We start from the raw sequence: 15,631 nt of genomic DNA on the forward strand, positions 1-15,631 counted from the left end.
CAAGTAGTTCAACGTTATTTTTGAAGTGACTTCTGTCGTAGACCAAAATTCCCTATTCCAAACGCGCAGCATCAAGCATTTTCTAATCGCGTAATCTTCGCCTCGAGTTCAGAAATGCGCTTTAACAGTTGCGGCAATTTTCGTAACGCCGCCTCTTCGCGTTTCGCCTGCATGATTGGTCGCGCCGGATACCCGAAAACGACAATTTTCGACGGTAACGGTTTAGTCACTCCGGACTGAGCCGCGATAGTCACCTGATCTGCGATTTCAATGTGCCCCACGATGCCCACCTGGCCTCCGATGACGACGTTCTTGCCCAGCTTTGTACTCCCGGCAATGCCACTCTGCGCTGCAATGACGGTATTCTCCCCGATTTCCACATTGTGCGCCACTTGAATCAAATTGTCCAACTTAACGCCTTTTCGAATAATTGTTTGCCCTAACGTAGCGCGATCAATTGTGCAATTAGCGCCTATTTCCACATCGTCCTCGACTATCACAATGCCTACTTGGGGAATTTTATGATAAATCTCGCCTTCTCTGGCAAATCCGAATCCATCGGACCCGATCACTGTGCCGCTATGAATAATCACATTTCGCCCGATATGGACTTGTTCGCGAAGCGTGACATTAGCGTAAATGAGAGTTTTGTCACCCACCTGAACATCTTCGCCAATGACGACATTGGGAAAAATCTGGCAATCTTTTGCAATGACAGAATTTTTGCCAATAACTACGCCAGCGCCGATTCGCGTGCCTTCGCCGACAAACACTGAGGGGTGAATGACGGCAGACGGATGAATTCCCTCGTCTAACATTTCTTTTCGAGGGTGAAAATAGCGCAGCACCCTGAGAAACGCCACATAGGGGTTGGCAGTGCGAATAATTGTCTTTTCTGTTGCGGGAAAATCATGTCCGACAATGACAGCGGAAGCCTGAGTGGACTCGATAAATTTTGCATATTTGGGATTGGAAATGAAAGCTATTTCACCGTCCCTGGCGTCCTCAATTTTTGCCACGCCGTACACTATCGCCGATCCGTCGCCTTCGAGTGTTCCGTCAACAAACCTGGCAATCTGCGAGACTGTCAGCTCCATAATTCTCCTTTTATCATCAGAATAGCTCGCCCCCAAATGAATTTTCTCGTTCGGGGGCTCTACAAAATCGATGAGTCAAGCTACAATGAATATTGTTTAATCGAATATTTCCAAAAATATCGTTGTCGGCGAGACAAACCTATTTTTTGCCAACGGTCGATGTCTTATTGAGCTCTTCAAGAATTTTTCCAGTCAAATCAGTAACCTGCTTGCTCACGTAAAGAATATTCCCGGAGGCAGTGTCCAGCACCAAATCAAAACCTTCAGCTTCGCTAATTTTCTTGATAATCGCGTTGATTTTGTCCAAAACAGGCTGCATCAATTCGGCTTGTTTTTTGTAAATTTCGCCGGTTTGTGGGTTGTATTTTTCCTGCTGAAACTGCTGAATTTTTGCAATCAAATTTTGAATCTCCGCCTCTTTTTCTTTTTTCTTGGTGTCGCTCAACAGCAAACTCTGCGAGTCGTACTGGTCCTGCAACTGACGCAATGTTTCTTGCATCTGGCGGCCTTCCTGCTGATATTGGCGATCCAACTCATCGATCTTCTTTTGGACATCGAGCGCATCTTTGTACGTCGCTAAAATTTTATTCGAATGGACATACCCAATTTTTAGCTTCTGCGCAAAGCCAGGCGCGGCCAAAGCGACTAACATCAGCACGATCAGACTTGTTTTAAAAAGTTTCTTCAAACCCATTTTTTCCTCCGAATTATTTGATTTCGATGAAATGTTGTCAATAGCTCTTTATAATTTAAAAACTTTGCTTTCGCTCAAATTTAAAAACTCTTTCCAAAGACAAAATGAGGTTTCCATTGTCCGAAATATCTACCCGTAGCAGCGTCGTAATTATCGAATCCGTAAGCATAATCAAAACCGATAATACCAATCATCGGCATGAACAATCTGGCACCGATTCCCACAGATCGCCTGAGATTGAAAGGATCAGTATCAGAAAGATTGACCCAGGTATTGCCAGCCTCGGCAAAAACGAGCCCATACATCGTCGGATTGGGAATGATCGGAAAACGAATTTCTGTCGTATATTTTAACAGTACTCGCCCGCCGGCCTGGGTTGCGTATCCGGCAAGCGGATCGTCGTAACCGCGCAAGGGAGTCGATCGGGAAAGGCCCTCGCCGCCAAGGAAAAAATACTCCAGATACGGAATACGTGACGTTTTCGTCCAACCGTTAATTAAACCAATCGTCGAATGATTGTAAAGCACAAATTTCCAGATCGCCGGCGTAAACCAACTTGCTGAAAAAGTGAGCTTGTAAAAACCGACATTCCCGCCCATTAAGCCGCCGGAAAATTCCGAGGAAAGCGATACTTCCGAACCCTCCGTGGGGAATTCCGGACGATTCAAGCTATTTCGCGTAATGATTTGCGTGATGCTGCTCGAAGTCAGAGGCCATTCCTCATTTACGATATTGTTGGGATTCGCCCGCACAATGCTCTCCACAAAATCCCACAGTTCCGTGCGGTCGATGCGATAAATCCAATCACCGCGAAAATAGTTATCCGGCCAGCGAAATCTACGCCCCAGTCGCAGAGATCCGCCGCTGCTGCGCTGCCGGTAACCAATCCAACGGCTATCTCGGTTTGTGTCGTAAAAACTGAATCCCGCCAGCGTTGGCGTATCCATCAGCCACGGCTCGGTGAAGCCGATTTGGAATGAGCGATAGTAGCGGCCAAAATTCCAATCAAAACTCAGCCTTTGGCCATTTCCAAATAAATTATTCATGGCAACGCCAATGCTGCCGATAATTTTATCCCGTTCGCTCCAACCGGCTGACATGTTCGCCATATCCGTGGATTTTTCCGCCACGGTAAATTTCAAATCAATTTTATCTTCGCCCACGGGCCAATAGTCTATTTTAACGTCGGAAAAATAGTTCAGTATCCACACCTCGCGTTGGCTTCGCTCCAGAGCCGCTTTGCTGAAAATTTGCCCCGGCGCAATGCGAAGCTCCCGACGAATCACTTTCTCTTTGGTTTTCGTGTTCCCGGCAACATGAATCAAATTCACCCGCACCGGCTTCCCTTCGGAAATGAGAAAATGCATATCGACTGTATCTTTGGCGACCGGTTTCTCGCGCGGATCGATTCGGGAATAAATGTAGCCGGAATCATAGTACAGCGAACCCAGCCGCTCGGCAATGGCTTTCTGAATTTTTTCAGCATTGTAAACGTCACCGCGTTGAAAACCTAACATCGCCTCCAATCGTTCTTTAGGAAAAATTTTGTTCCCTTCCCAGGTGATATCGCCGATGTAATAGCGCTCCCCTTCTCGCAGTGTGATGTCAATGAATAAATCCTTCTTATTTTTCCCGTAATACACCGAGTCGCTAATAATCTCCGCGTCGCGGAAACCTTCATTTTTGTAAAATTGAATCACCTTGTCCAAATCTTCGCGATATTTATCCTTTTTAAAATCCGCGCCCCGCCACCAGCGATCTTCCTTGGTATCTTTCATCTGTTTACGCAGCTTGCCATCGGAAAAATATTTATTCCCAAAAAAATTAATCTTTTTAATCTGAACCTTTTCGCCTTCTTTGATATTCAGCCGCAAAATCACCTTACCATCTTTAGAATCACGTGTCTCAGGTTTGATCGTCGCCAATAAATAACCCTTCTCACGGTACAATTTCTTCAATTGGCGAACCGCTTTATTGATCTGAAAATTTGACAACACCTGACCGCGATAGAAATCAAGCTCTTTATCAATATCATCTTTTTTCAGCTTTTTATTTCCAACCAACTCGATTTTATCCAGGCGAGGATATTCTTCCACGCGAATAGTCAGGTAAACGCCGCCTGGCACTTCTTTGTCCACTATAATTTCAATATTAGAAAAAAGATGCAAGCTCCACAAATTTTTAATTGCGCTCTGAATATTATCGCTGGTAATTTCTTTGCCGGGAGTCAAGCCGGAATTAATCTGCACAATCGTCGCATCCGCTGTCTTGTTCCCTTCAACTGTGACGCCAAGCAATTTTGTCGTTTGCCGCTGGGCAAAAACCGAATGAGGCGCACTCATTGCCAACAACAGCGCCAAAACTATCACACCGGCGCTTCGCTTTGACTTTGGGAAAAACATTCATAACCTCCATAATTGCGAAACTTAAAAATAAGAATTTTTTACATAATTGTAAAGTAAAATTTAAGTTAAAGTAAATTTTTTTTGCAAATCGTCACAGGACATCGCCAAGATAATCTAATAAACTCTTATTAATGAAAATTAGTTCATTTTTGCTCAAAATTTTTGCCTCAAAAAGGAAACGAGTGACGCAGCAAAATCTTCTTATCCTCGCGGCGATAGAGCAAAAGGCTATTGTAATCGTATTCCATTTGCAGCAACAGACTCGGACTAATTCGATACTCCAATCCGAACTTATGGCTCAGACCAAAACCCTCATGCTGGTAACGGTAATTCATTCCCGCTTCCAATTGGCCGGAATAAGTAAAAAAGATTTGATTCAAAAGATATTTTCCGATCATCACCTTGGTACTCCGCAGCAGGAAAAGCTTGGAATCAATCTGAAAATTTCGCTGGTCACTGACGTTCATTTCGATCAAATTGCGCGTGAATCGCGAGCTAAATCGCACCATGTCCAATCCCAAACGCCGCTCCAATTCTCTCTCGAAAGGCCGAAACAAAGGCCGAAAAAGCAAATTATCTGCGCTGATGCCGAGGAGGTCTGTCGCCATCTCTTTCATGTTTTTCGTGGAATAACCCAGTGAAGCAAGAATTTCTCCCTCGGCGCCGCCTAATTTTTGATTTTCCGAAGACAACTGGAAAACCATTTCGCCCAAACGGCCGCGCTTTTGCGTCTGTCCCGTCTCTCTGTCCCGAGTCAAAAGAGTCAAATAGATGTAATAGGGAAATCCGGTAGAATCAATTACCGTCGTGCGCGCCTCGCCATAAACAATCGGCAACAACGTTGTTTTATCGAATGCAACGCCGCCTTTCCCTGCCGGCTCCATATCGAATTCAGCGCCGGCTTTTGTTATTTGAAAATTTAAATTTAAATATTCCACATTTCCGCGCGATGATTCCATCAGGCCGGTAGCGCCAAAAGTATTGTCGCGAATAATTCCTTTGAAATTCAATCCGCCAACGCCGGCGTCGACAATCAAATCCAGATACACATTATCCAAACCGCTGGGAATTTGACGCTGATAATGCAAATCCTTGCCGGTCAGCGCCAGCACATCCCAATCAATGCTACGCAACACCCGGACAACAGGATTGTGCGCTGATTTGTCAGGATTCCCTTGCGAAATAAATGGAAAAGTAAAATTTGCATTTTGTAATATTAATTTTCCTCTGACATAAGGTTGCCACGCCGGGCCGGTAACAGTAAATCGTTCCGATTTATTTTTGCCCAGAAAAATAAACCGACCAAATTCCCCTTTGTCCATCAATCCGGGAATGTGCAGCGGTATTCCTTTTGGCGAAGTCTCAATGGTAAAAATCCCTAAATTTAAATTGAGAAAGGGGATTTCAAACGGTTTGAATTTTTCGTTGACAGGATTAGCCGGCACACGCTGATTGCGAAATTTGAATTCCCGGCGTCTGATTTTCCCTGATAAATTTGCAACATAAACGAATCCGTCAGGTTCTGACTGTACCGACAATGCAATATCTTTGATTTCAGGAGCGACGTCCCCCAGACGCAAATAGCCGTTTCGCAGATTCACTTTTGAATCCACAATGCGCACGCTTCCCGGCAAGCCGCGCAAATGCAGCGACCAGGTCCCTTCGCTTCTCGTCTCTTTGAAAAAAGAAGTAAATTCCGGCAAAATGGACAACAAATTTCCCGCGCCATGAAAATCCAGATCGATGGGATTTTCGCTCTTCAACGGGAGTAAGCCTCGGCCTGTAATCTGGAACTCGCCTGCTCGGGCAAAGGAAAAATTGCCAATGCGCAGCGCCGGATAGTTCAAATTTACCTTTCGCAAACTATCCCCCTCCGCAAATGCGTCCCTGTCGACAAGCGTAAAAACCAGCCGATCAAAAGAAAATCGCGTAAAACGTCCGTTGGCAATATTAATCGTTCCGCAAATACGCGGATCAGCCACAGCGCCGCGCAGAGTTAAATCCACGTCCGCGGTACCGGAAAGCAAACCGTCCTTGTGGTACAACGCCATCAGCGTCGAATTGGCGTCGATATTTTTGCCATTCAGATTGAAATTCAAAGATTTGTCGGAAAAATTGTAAGTGCCCGCGCAGCGAATCAATTTTTCGCCGTTACGATTCAGATCCAATTGGCTGAGTGCCAATATCCTGTCGGCTACCTGAAAACGAATGCTCCCGGCATAAGCGCCGATCCCATTAAAAACCATATCATTGAGATCAAATTTTCCGAGAACGACGGGATTTTTCAAGCTGCCGGCAAATCCAATCGAGCCATAAATAACGCCTTCTCCCACTCCCCGGCTCTCACGAAAAATGATCCGCGCCAAATCAGCCGCCGGGGCGTTCGGGAAAATTATCTGGCCGCTCAATTTGCCGTCCGCGCCTTTGCCAATTTCGCCTTCAGCGATAATGAGCCCCTCAATCGCCAGCGTTTTGAGCCGAATGCTTTTCTCCCCAAAAAACAACGACAACTTGCCGGGATAATAGGTGTTTTCCGCAAGCAGTCTAAATTTTCCTTCTAATAAATTTCCCTTTCCCGAATGCCTAAAAACAAACGAAGCGTCCACCTCGCGAGTCAAATCCGGATTGCCATTCCAGACCAATGTCGCCCCCACGAGCCAGGAATTGCCTTTCTTGCTGATCGTGAGCACACTCTCCTTGAAATGAAAATAGGGCAAAAATTTTCTGTATTCCGGCAACCCCTGAACGATGTGATTCAAACCGGTTACCTTGAAAACCGGACGACCGGGCTTTTCGGCAATATTGTACTCTCCGCTAATACGGCAGTTTCTTTTCGCATCATTTAACGACCAGAAAAATAGTTTCTCGCGCAACTGCAGATAGCCGTTGAACGACGCCAGCGTATCTCTGGCGCCCGCCTGCACCATCAAGGCGATATTTGTCGAAAAATCCGTCGGCTTCCCTCTGCCTGTCGCGGAGAAACGCAATCGACTTTGGCGCATCGTCTCCAGCGGCATACGAATCAATTTATTCGGAAACATGCCATCCGCGGTTAGCTGAAATTGCATCATTTGCGATGATCGGGCAAAATCAAATCTGGCGTCGCCCTGCCAACGCAAACGGTCGGAAGACAAACTCAGCGATTGAACAGTCAACACGGAATCCCGGTACGAAAAATGAAGTCGGCAGTCGCGAAAAAAATGATTTTTGACGCGGATACTCCGGCTGAAAATAGCTGTATCGATATGCGGATCCGGGAAGGTATTTGTCATTTCTATTTTCACATGCGCCAGGCCCTCGGGTTGATCTTTCAAACGAGGGAAAGCGGCAGAAACTAACTTTCCAACGTCAAAATTTTTCGATTCCAGGATCAAGTTCAATTCAGGATTGAGAATATTTTTTATCATCCCGGAAATTCTAATCGGCGAACCATTCATGCGGGCAGTCGCATCACGAACGTAAAGATTCCAGTCTCGCACCTCCGTTTCAACTGAAATATTGTCAAATGACAAATTCTGTTCGGGAAGCACAATCTCGCCTTGGCGGATGGAAAGCGATCCTTTGATATCAAAACCAGCGCGACCCGAGATTCTCTCGTTGAGCGTTAAAATTCCGTTGACCACTCCTTGTCGAATATCATAATATTCCGGCAGAAAAAAGGCATCTTCTTTGCTCCAGGCATAATTCGTAACTCGCGCATTCAATGTGTCCAGACGGCCTTGTTTCAAATTCGCATAGCCGGACAGACTCAAATTAAAATTATCCGAATTGAAAATTTTTCCCACCAGGCGGATGGTCGTCTTTTCCACGTTTGACGCGCTGAGCCAGCCATTGATATCGGTCGCCAGTAAAAGCGACTGCTTCGCGGTATCAACAAAAGCAATCTTGCCTTTGGAAATGGTAATGCGATTGACAAAATGCAGATTTTCCAATTTTCTCAAATATTGATTAGTATCAAACGCCTTCAAAGTTGAATCCAGAGATCCCGTCTGCTGAGAATTTCCCTTACGGGAGTGAATTGACAGATAAGGTTTGATAAAAATGACGTCTTGCGGTATTCTCTCAACGCGAAAACCATGCTTAACAAGATTAAAAAAATTAAATCCGAATCGAATGTCATCCACATGAAGATGGTAATATCCCTCTCGAAGATCCAAATCCACATTTTTTAAATGAATGGCTCCAATGGACAGATCCAATCTTTCGATGGAAAAAGATTCCCCGAGTGCATATCTCAAATTTTCTTCAATATAATTTAAAATCTTGCCATTGAGATTAAAGAAATTCCACCCGTGGTACAAGAGCAGCAGGATGAAACCCACGAACAGCGCAATGACAAGAACCCATCTTCGTGTTTTCATATCAATCTTTTGCTACTATAAATTTAAATAGGTCAACTTTGAAATGGCGTTATTTCAGGCAAAAACAAAACACCTGCGACGATAAATTTCGCATCATCAACTAAATTTGGATTTATCCAGCGGACAGACATTCCTGGTCTAATTGCTGCAATAACAAAAAGGCGATCCCATGGTTCGAATCGCCATTTGTTTGTCACTTTTTCCCAAAAGCTATCAATTAAACTAAAACAAAACACCGCCGGTTCCTTTGCATCAGGCCCGAGAGAAAATCGTCATTCTCTATTCAGCGCCTCTATTCTATTAGACGGCTTTGTCATGTCATTTGTTGCATCTTTTTGTCGTTTTGTAGCTTTGACAATTGCTCGCTTACCATGCCGTAGCGCCGCTCTCGCTGCTGATACGAAATAATCGCGTCATAAAATTCTTTTTTTCGAAAATCAGGCCACAGCACATCGGTGATATACAATTCGGCATAGGCAATTTGCCAGAGCAAAAAATTGCTGATCCGCTTTTCGCCGCTGGTTCGAATTAAAAAATCAGGGTCAGGAAGATCCGAGGTGTAAAGATTTTGACTGATAAGGCGATCATCAATCTGTTCGGGTTTTATTTCCCCGTTTGCTATTTTTCGAGCAATTTTTTGCACCGCATGTATTATTTCCGTACGGCTGCCGTAATTCAGCGCCAGATTCACAATCAAACCGTCGTTATTCTTCAGCTCATTCATGGCATACTTAAGGCCTTTTCTCACTGACATTGGCAAATCTTCCATGATGCCGATCATCCTGAGTTGCACGTTGTTTTTTTTCAGTTCCGGCACTTCGCGGCGCACCGTCTGAATGAGCAAACGCCACAATCCGGCGACTTCGCTTCTGGGCCGGCGCCAGTTTTCTCTGGAAAAAGTGTACAGCGTGAGCACTTTGACGCCAATTTCGCCGCACCCTTCCACGACAGCTCTGACCGAACTAATTCCTTCTTCATGTCCGCGCAGCCGGGAAAAACCGCGTTTCTTTGCCCAACGCCCATTGCCATCCATGATGACAGCGACATGCGTCGGAATTTTCCCCTTATCCAAAATTCGTTGCTTTAATTGCTCTTCAATAGATATTTTTTTTTCAGACTCATCCATTTTTTAGCTATTTGTCTTTCTAAAAAATCAACTCATTTCTAAAAGTAACATGATATTTGTGCAAACGCATTTGAAAATTTAATCTAAACTCGCTTAAAAGTCAAGCTAAATCTCCAAAACATTCGACAACTTTTTTTTATAAAAAACCCCCTGCGACCAAGAGAAGCAGAGGGTTTTCAGCAAATTTATCAAAAACAAGATCATTTCAGATGCGATAAATTTTTATCGATGAAATCGCTGGCTTTGAGCAGATTGCCCTCTTTCACTTGATCGGAAATATTGAAACACTCAGCGCCTTTTTTCGCCTCACCGGCTTGCACATAGGCAACGCCCAAATTGTACCAACCCGTTGCTTGATCCGGAGACAAAACGACCGCTTTTTCCAGGTAGGGAATCGCCTGCTTGTAATATTCTTTTGCACTGGCGTTGTCGCTTTTAAATTCAGCAGCGTGTTTGGCCAGTTGTTTCTCATCCATGTCGCGATATTTTTTGAGAAAATCTTCCGCGCGCAACAGATACGCGTTTCCAATGTTCACATTCGCCTCGAAATCATCCGGACTACTCTCAATGACAGCTTTGAATTTTGCAATCGCATCCTCGTACTGACCTTTTCGGTAGTACAATCTTCCCATATTGAACAGCAGATCTTTGTTGTTGGGATTTTTCGCCAATGCCTCGTCGTAAGCCTTGAAGGCTTCTTCAGAGTTTCCGAGCAAATCATAAGCCATTGCTTTTTCAGCAATCGCCTGAGCGTTTTCCGGATCAAGGGCTAATATTTTATTACAAGCGTCAATCGCTTCCTGATATCTTTTTTGGTTAAGGTACAAATTTGTCAGAGAAATAAAAGCATTTATATCTTTGGGGTTTAATTTGACCGCAGTCTTGTAATTTTCAACCGCCGCATCTATATTTTTCAACTGTACGTTTACGTAACCCAGATTCTGATAAGACTCAGGGCGGTTCGCGTCAATCAAAACGCAATTCTCAAAATCTTTTTTCGCCGCTTGCAGACTATCTCTTTTCACGTTGCTCACGCCTTTATTGAAGCTAATTCTCCAATATTTGTCGCGCAAAAAATTCAACTTGTTCTGAAATTTCGGATTTGGCGCGCCTTCCATTAACTTTTCCGCCGTATCAATTTCTTTCACCATGTTCTCGTAATCGCCAGATTGCCCGTAGCCTTCAGCCAACAAAACATGCGCTTCTACATCCGCCGGATTCACCTGAACAGCCATTTTCAACTGTTCCATTGCTTTTCCCCAATCATTCTGCTGATTGATATAAATCAATGCAGATTCCACTTCTTTAGAACGACACCCAAATAGCATCAGACTCACAACAACCACCAGTAAGGCAATTGACAGGATTGAATAAAGCCTCTTCATCCTTTCTCTCCTTTGTAATTCATTAAATCAATTGATTAATTTCAAAAAAAACTTGTTAACCCTGCAATATACGAGAAAATTCAATTTAAGTCAAGTTTTTTTTTAGCCCCTGTTCACACTGATGTTTTTTTTCGTTGGGCTTCAGTTCGGCGCATTTGCCCCGATCGTTAAAATTGAAACGGATATCTGTGGACAGCTTTTTCTGTGATAATGCCGTCGATCAACTCGGCAGGCGTGATATCAAACGCCGGGTTGTACACGGCAACGCCAGTCGGCGCGGTCTGCCTGCCGAAACCGTAAGTGACTTCTTCAGGATTTCTCTCTTCAATGGGAATTTCCACACCGGAAGCAATATTTAAATCAATCGTCGAAGTCGGCGCGACCACGTAAAAAGGGACTCGATGAAATTGCGCCAAAATCGCCAAATTATAAGTTCCTATTTTGTTCGCCGTGTCGCCGTTGCGCGCGATGCGGTCTGCGCCGACAACAATTGCATTCACTTTCCGCCGTTTCATGACGAATGCCGCCATATTATCGCAAATAAGCGTGACATCAATTTTTGCCTGCTGCAACTCAAAAGCCGTGAGTCTCGCTCCCTGCAGCAGGGGCCGCGTCTCATCAGCGAAAACGTGAATTTTTTTCCCTTGCTGTACAGCCGTGTAAATCACGCCCAATGCCGTTCCGATTCCGCCAGTCGCCAGCGCCCCGGTATTGCAATGAGTCAAAACTACATCGCCGTCTTTCAGCAGCGCGGCTCCGTTTTCTCCGATTTGGCGGCACATTTCTTCGTCCTCACGCGCAATAGCATGGGCTTCTTGCAGCAAAATAGCGCATATTTCCGCTACTGGCTTATTTGCCGCTTGCTTCAGCACATTTCTCATGCGCTCCAATGCCCAGAATAAATTTACCGCCGTGGGCCTTGTCGCCGTTAGAATCCGGCTCGCCTTTTCAACCCGGACAAAAAAATCATTTTTCTGCTCGCCAATTGCCTCCAATGCCGCCAGACACACGCCGTAAGCAGCGGCAATGCCGATCGCCGGCGCACCGCGCACTTTCAGATTACGAATGGCGTCCGCCACTTCCCGATAATCGGTCATTTTCAAAAATTCTTCTTTTAGCGGCAGTTGCGTTTGATCCAACAATTCCAACGCGCCATTGCGCCAACGTTGGGCCTGAATTACCATATTTTTCTCACTCCCGGAATCGTTCTCCCTTTCATTCAGTCAATCAGCGTTAGCAAAAAATCAGCGATCTTCTCGGAACTACCGACATTCTTCATTACTTGCATTTTCGCGCGCTCACCGTTCTGACGCGTGAAACTGTCATCCTGAAACATCCGAACGAGCGCCCGCGACATTTCCGCGCCGTCGCGGACAATTTGCGCGCTGCCACTTTCCACGAGGTCAATTGCCTCGGCGGAATTTCTCATTTTCGGGCCCATCAGCACCGGAATGCCATACACGGCCGGCTCCAGAACGTTGTGAATTTTCGCGTAAAAACTACCGCCGACAAAAGCGACTTTCCCCAACGAATAAATATTTGCCAGCACGCCGATCATGTCGACGATGAGACAGCGCGCGCCTTCAATGTTTTCCCCCGACTGTAATTCTGACAAAAGCGCGCACCCAATGTCCATCTCCCGACATGCGTGGCGTATTTCTTCGATTCTCTCTTCGCGCGGCTCATGGGGAGCAATAATCAGAAACGCATTTTCTATTTCACCTGCTAAATCTTGAAATGATGGGATCAACACTTCCTCGTCATCATGCCAGGTGCTGCCGGCGACAAAAATTTGCTTATTTTGAAAAATTTGATGGTTTGAAAATTGCAAAAATTTCTCGCCAAAACTGGAGCGATCAAAAACCTGGTCATATTTCGTATCGCCGAAAACGTGAACTTTCTCATCGTTCCCCAGCAGCCGGCGAAAATGATTCTTTTCCTTTTGCGAAACCGCCAATATCGCCGACAATTGATTAAATAGCGCCCGAAACAAATTTTTAATTACCGGTAAATAGCGCACAGATTTTTCCGGCAGCGTAGCATCGATCAGCACAGCGGGAATTTTGTTGCGCCGCAGCCGCCAGACAAAATTCGGCCAAACGTCATGACGAACAATCACCGCCGCTTGGGGAGCAACCGTTTCAACAAACTTTTTCATCACTGTATAGCCGTCAATCGGCAGATAGCACAAAGCATCCACCGGAAATTGTTCTTCGATATTGTCAAAACCAGACGGTGAAAAAACACTCACCACGATACACAGCTCCGGCTTTTTCTGTTTCAATTTTTCCATCACCGGCTTTGCCTGGAGAAACTCCCCAAAAGATGAGACATGAAACAAAATCGTCTTTTGTTCTGCCGGGCATTGGGACAACTTCTGTCGCAAACGAGAAAAATTTCCCAACCTTCCGGCGAGCCCGCGTCTTATTTTTCGATTGAAGAGACTGAAAAAGAAAACAAAAATGAGTGATATGGGAATGAAAAAAAAATCGTACAGAATTAACAGCATCCGCATTTCATGTACTCCGCGATAACTTGAGCAATCTCTTCTAATAAGAATTGCCGCTGTCTGATTGTGCTTCTTATTTGTAGCACGTTAGCAATTTTCCGAATGAGCGAGACGCAAAAAATCAGCCATTTTTATCAGGTTTTCAAAATGTAAAAACGCTCATTTTTCGCAACGGGACTTCTTCGCTAATCGATTGCCTTTCCAAAAATTCCATTATTAACGAAAAGGCGACAACTGAAGATAATCGCTCCCGATTAAAATAGTCGCTGCAACTTCTCCTTCTCTTTCCGGACTAATCTGGTGGATGACATATTGTTTTTTGACGCCTATCAATCCGGCGACATATTTGGCGTTCGCTTTATTCCTGTCTTTGCGGTCAATTACCAGCGTGTGGCTAATTTTGTGTATTTTGTTATTGACTAAAAAATTATCATAAAAAACGACGTCCACTTTGCGCTCTCTCAAATAATCGGTCAGTTCCCGAGCAACATTAGGCGCACCGCAGGCATTGAAAATTTCAATTTTGACCGTCCGACCAACTAAATTGTCTTTCTTGAGACTGTGGAAAAAAGTCAGTTGATTGCGGCTATCGGCGAGATTTTGCTGCCAACTGTGCAGCAACCAGGAAATAAGAAAAATAATATTGATGCCGGCGAGGATAATAATCAACATCAATAAGATTGTATCTTTGAGTCTGGCTTTGATATCCTTATCGTTTTTTTTGCCTTTTTTTTTCTTTTCCTTCGCGATTTTGCCGCTCCTCCGGAATTTTACTTTGTCAAAACAAAGAAAAAAATAACCGAGGAAACAACTCGGTTATTGAACTATGCGCCCAAACTTGCGGCGGGATTATTTATCCTCGTCTTCTCTGAATGATTGAAACCGCGGAAAGCCCATGCGGTCGTAATAATAGGGGTTGTAATAGTTGGGCATCGAGCTGTATTGGAAGCTCATTTCCAGATTTTTACTCGGTTTGTATTTCAATTCCGCACCTGACAGAAAAAATCCGTTTTTGAATGCCGGCGAATCTTTGCTGAAAGAATTGTACGGAAACTGCTGAATGCCCCACTGAACCGTCAACATCAGCGGCGATGCAATCTGATAACGCAAAGTGTTCAAATAGACGCTTTGTGCCACGCCCCTGCCTCCGATGGAAAAATAGCCCATGGAAAAACTGTGCGACATACTTAACCGCGACGGATCCAGGATACTCAAGCCCACCTGATTATTGGCTGGCTTGACCAATTCCTCGCGAATCGAGACCGGTTGATCCTGACGTTTCAACTGAGCGAACAGAACAATCGGAAGCAGCAGCGCAATGACCACAATTATCATTATTTTCTTCATAACACCAGCCTCCTTAAGCAATGTTTAGGAATTGTTATTTTAAATTAAAGAAATCTTAATGAGAAAGTCAATGATTTTTTCAGAAAATTGAAGAACAAGGTGCTTATATTTAAATATATTGAGGTGGCATTTGGTTCCATTTTCGGCTTTGTCATTTATTGCTATTCCGCCACGGAATTGCAACGGAAAACAAAGAAAAAACGACATATTATGTGGGAACAATTCCCTGCGCGCACGATAGATAATTTACTAAAAATCTCTGTGCGCCCAATACTCCCGTGGTGTTTTTTATTCTTTGCTATCTTTCAATCGCACCACGAGATTATCAATCAGTCTCGTTTTCCCGATTTTAACTGCCAGAGCGATGAGCACATCGGACTGAATTTCCGTTTGAAATTCCAACGTCTCGGGATTTAAAATTTCCACATAATCAATTTTCGCATCCGCCTGTTCGTTGATCATTTCTTCCATTTTCTTCTTGATGGTCAAAGCATTTTTTTCGCCGGACGAAATGAGCTCTTCCGCCAGCGCCAGCGAACGACTCAGCGCCAACGCCTGTTTTCTCTCCCCCGGAGAGAGATAAACATTCCGCGAACTCATCGCCAGGCCATCCGGTTCGCGAATAATTGGCGCGACAACAATTTCAATGTCAAAATTCAAGTCACGTGTCATCCGTTTAATCACTATCGCCTGCTGTGCATCTTTCT

12 protein-coding genes are annotated in these 15,631 nt (G+C 44.7%); all 12 read right to left on the reverse strand.

Annotated features, from left to right (window positions below; all coding sequences use genetic code 11):
* Positions 1–71: 71 nt before the first annotated feature.
* Positions 72–1,097, reverse strand: a complete 1,026-nt coding sequence (gene lpxD / locus GXO74_02985) for a UDP-3-O-(3-hydroxymyristoyl)glucosamine N-acyltransferase (GenBank protein ID NOZ60624.1) — start codon at positions 1,095–1,097, stop codon at positions 72–74.
* Between the two features lie 139 nt (positions 1,098–1,236).
* Positions 1,237–1,791, reverse strand: a complete 555-nt coding sequence (locus tag GXO74_02990) for an OmpH family outer membrane protein (protein NOZ60625.1) — start codon at positions 1,789–1,791, stop codon at positions 1,237–1,239.
* An 80-nt stretch (positions 1,792–1,871) separates the two neighbouring features.
* Positions 1,872–4,193 carry an outer membrane protein assembly factor BamA gene (bamA, locus tag GXO74_02995; GenBank protein ID NOZ60626.1) on the reverse strand — a complete coding sequence of 774 codons (2,322 nt, stop codon included), beginning with the start codon at positions 4,191–4,193 and terminating at the stop codon, positions 1,872–1,874.
* A 170-nt stretch (positions 4,194–4,363) separates the two neighbouring features.
* Complete coding sequence (locus GXO74_03000; protein NOZ60627.1) at positions 4,364–8,557, reverse strand: hypothetical protein; 4,194 nt, start codon at positions 8,555–8,557, stop codon at positions 4,364–4,366.
* Positions 8,558–8,589: 32 nt separating this feature from the next.
* Positions 8,590–8,793 (reverse strand): hypothetical protein, encoded by a 204-nt coding sequence (locus GXO74_03005; protein NOZ60628.1) that lies wholly within the window; start codon positions 8,791–8,793, stop codon positions 8,590–8,592.
* Positions 8,794–8,870: 77 nt separating this feature from the next.
* A complete protein-coding gene (locus GXO74_03010) occupies positions 8,871–9,683 on the reverse strand; it encodes an isoprenyl transferase (GenBank protein ID NOZ60629.1) in 813 nt (270 codons plus the stop codon).
* Positions 9,684–9,883: 200 nt separating this feature from the next.
* On the reverse strand, positions 9,884–11,068 hold the full coding sequence (locus GXO74_03015; GenBank protein ID NOZ60630.1) for a tetratricopeptide repeat protein: 1,185 nt from the start codon (positions 11,066–11,068) through the stop codon (positions 9,884–9,886).
* Positions 11,069–11,235: 167 nt separating this feature from the next.
* Positions 11,236–12,252, reverse strand: coding sequence for an S-methyl-5-thioribose-1-phosphate isomerase (gene mtnA, locus GXO74_03020; protein NOZ60631.1), 1,017 nt, complete (start codon positions 12,250–12,252; stop codon positions 11,236–11,238).
* Between the two features lie 35 nt (positions 12,253–12,287).
* The gene (locus GXO74_03025; protein ID NOZ60632.1) at positions 12,288–13,583 is read right to left on the reverse strand and encodes a hypothetical protein; all 1,296 of its coding nucleotides are present in this window, start codon (positions 13,581–13,583) and stop codon (positions 12,288–12,290) included.
* A gap of 210 nt (positions 13,584–13,793) precedes the next feature.
* Positions 13,794–14,252, reverse strand: a complete 459-nt coding sequence (locus GXO74_03030) for a LytR C-terminal domain-containing protein (protein NOZ60633.1) — start codon at positions 14,250–14,252, stop codon at positions 13,794–13,796.
* A 174-nt stretch (positions 14,253–14,426) separates the two neighbouring features.
* Positions 14,427–14,924 carry a hypothetical protein gene (locus GXO74_03035; GenBank protein ID NOZ60634.1) on the reverse strand — a complete coding sequence of 166 codons (498 nt, stop codon included), beginning with the start codon at positions 14,922–14,924 and terminating at the stop codon, positions 14,427–14,429.
* A 288-nt stretch (positions 14,925–15,212) separates the two neighbouring features.
* Positions 15,213–15,631, reverse strand: a 419-nt coding sequence (locus tag GXO74_03040) for a 4-phosphopantoate--beta-alanine ligase (GenBank protein ID NOZ60635.1), incomplete at its 5' end; no start/stop codon positions are given.

The organism is Calditrichota bacterium (genome assembly GCA_013152715.1).
Lineage (GTDB): Bacteria > Zhuqueibacterota > Zhuqueibacteria > Thermofontimicrobiales > Thermofontimicrobiaceae > 4484-87.

What these genes read in the sequence shown, in the direction of transcription:
- GXO74_02990 (NOZ60625.1), bottom strand. Translation starts at nt 1,791, where the DNA reads ATGGGTTTGAAGAAACTTTTTAAAACAAGTCTGATCGTGCTGATGTTA.
- GXO74_03035 (NOZ60634.1), bottom strand. Translation starts at nt 14,924, where the DNA reads ATGAAGAAAATAATGATAATTGTGGTCATTGCGCTGCTGCTTCCGATT.
- GXO74_03010 (NOZ60629.1), bottom strand. Translation starts at nt 9,683, where the DNA reads ATGGATGAGTCTGAAAAAAAAATATCTATTGAAGAGCAATTAAAGCAA.
- GXO74_03000 (NOZ60627.1), bottom strand. Translation starts at nt 8,557, where the DNA reads ATGAAAACACGAAGATGGGTTCTTGTCATTGCGCTGTTCGTGGGTTTC.
- GXO74_03025 (NOZ60632.1), bottom strand. Translation starts at nt 13,583, where the DNA reads ATGCGGATGCTGTTAATTCTGTACGATTTTTTTTTCATTCCCATATCA.
- mtnA (NOZ60631.1), bottom strand. Translation starts at nt 12,252, where the DNA reads ATGGTAATTCAGGCCCAACGTTGGCGCAATGGCGCGTTGGAATTGTTG.
- bamA (NOZ60626.1), bottom strand. Translation starts at nt 4,193, where the DNA reads ATGTTTTTCCCAAAGTCAAAGCGAAGCGCCGGTGTGATAGTTTTGGCG.
- GXO74_03015 (NOZ60630.1), bottom strand. Translation starts at nt 11,068, where the DNA reads ATGAAGAGGCTTTATTCAATCCTGTCAATTGCCTTACTGGTGGTTGTT.
- lpxD (NOZ60624.1), bottom strand. Translation starts at nt 1,097, where the DNA reads ATGGAGCTGACAGTCTCGCAGATTGCCAGGTTTGTTGACGGAACACTC.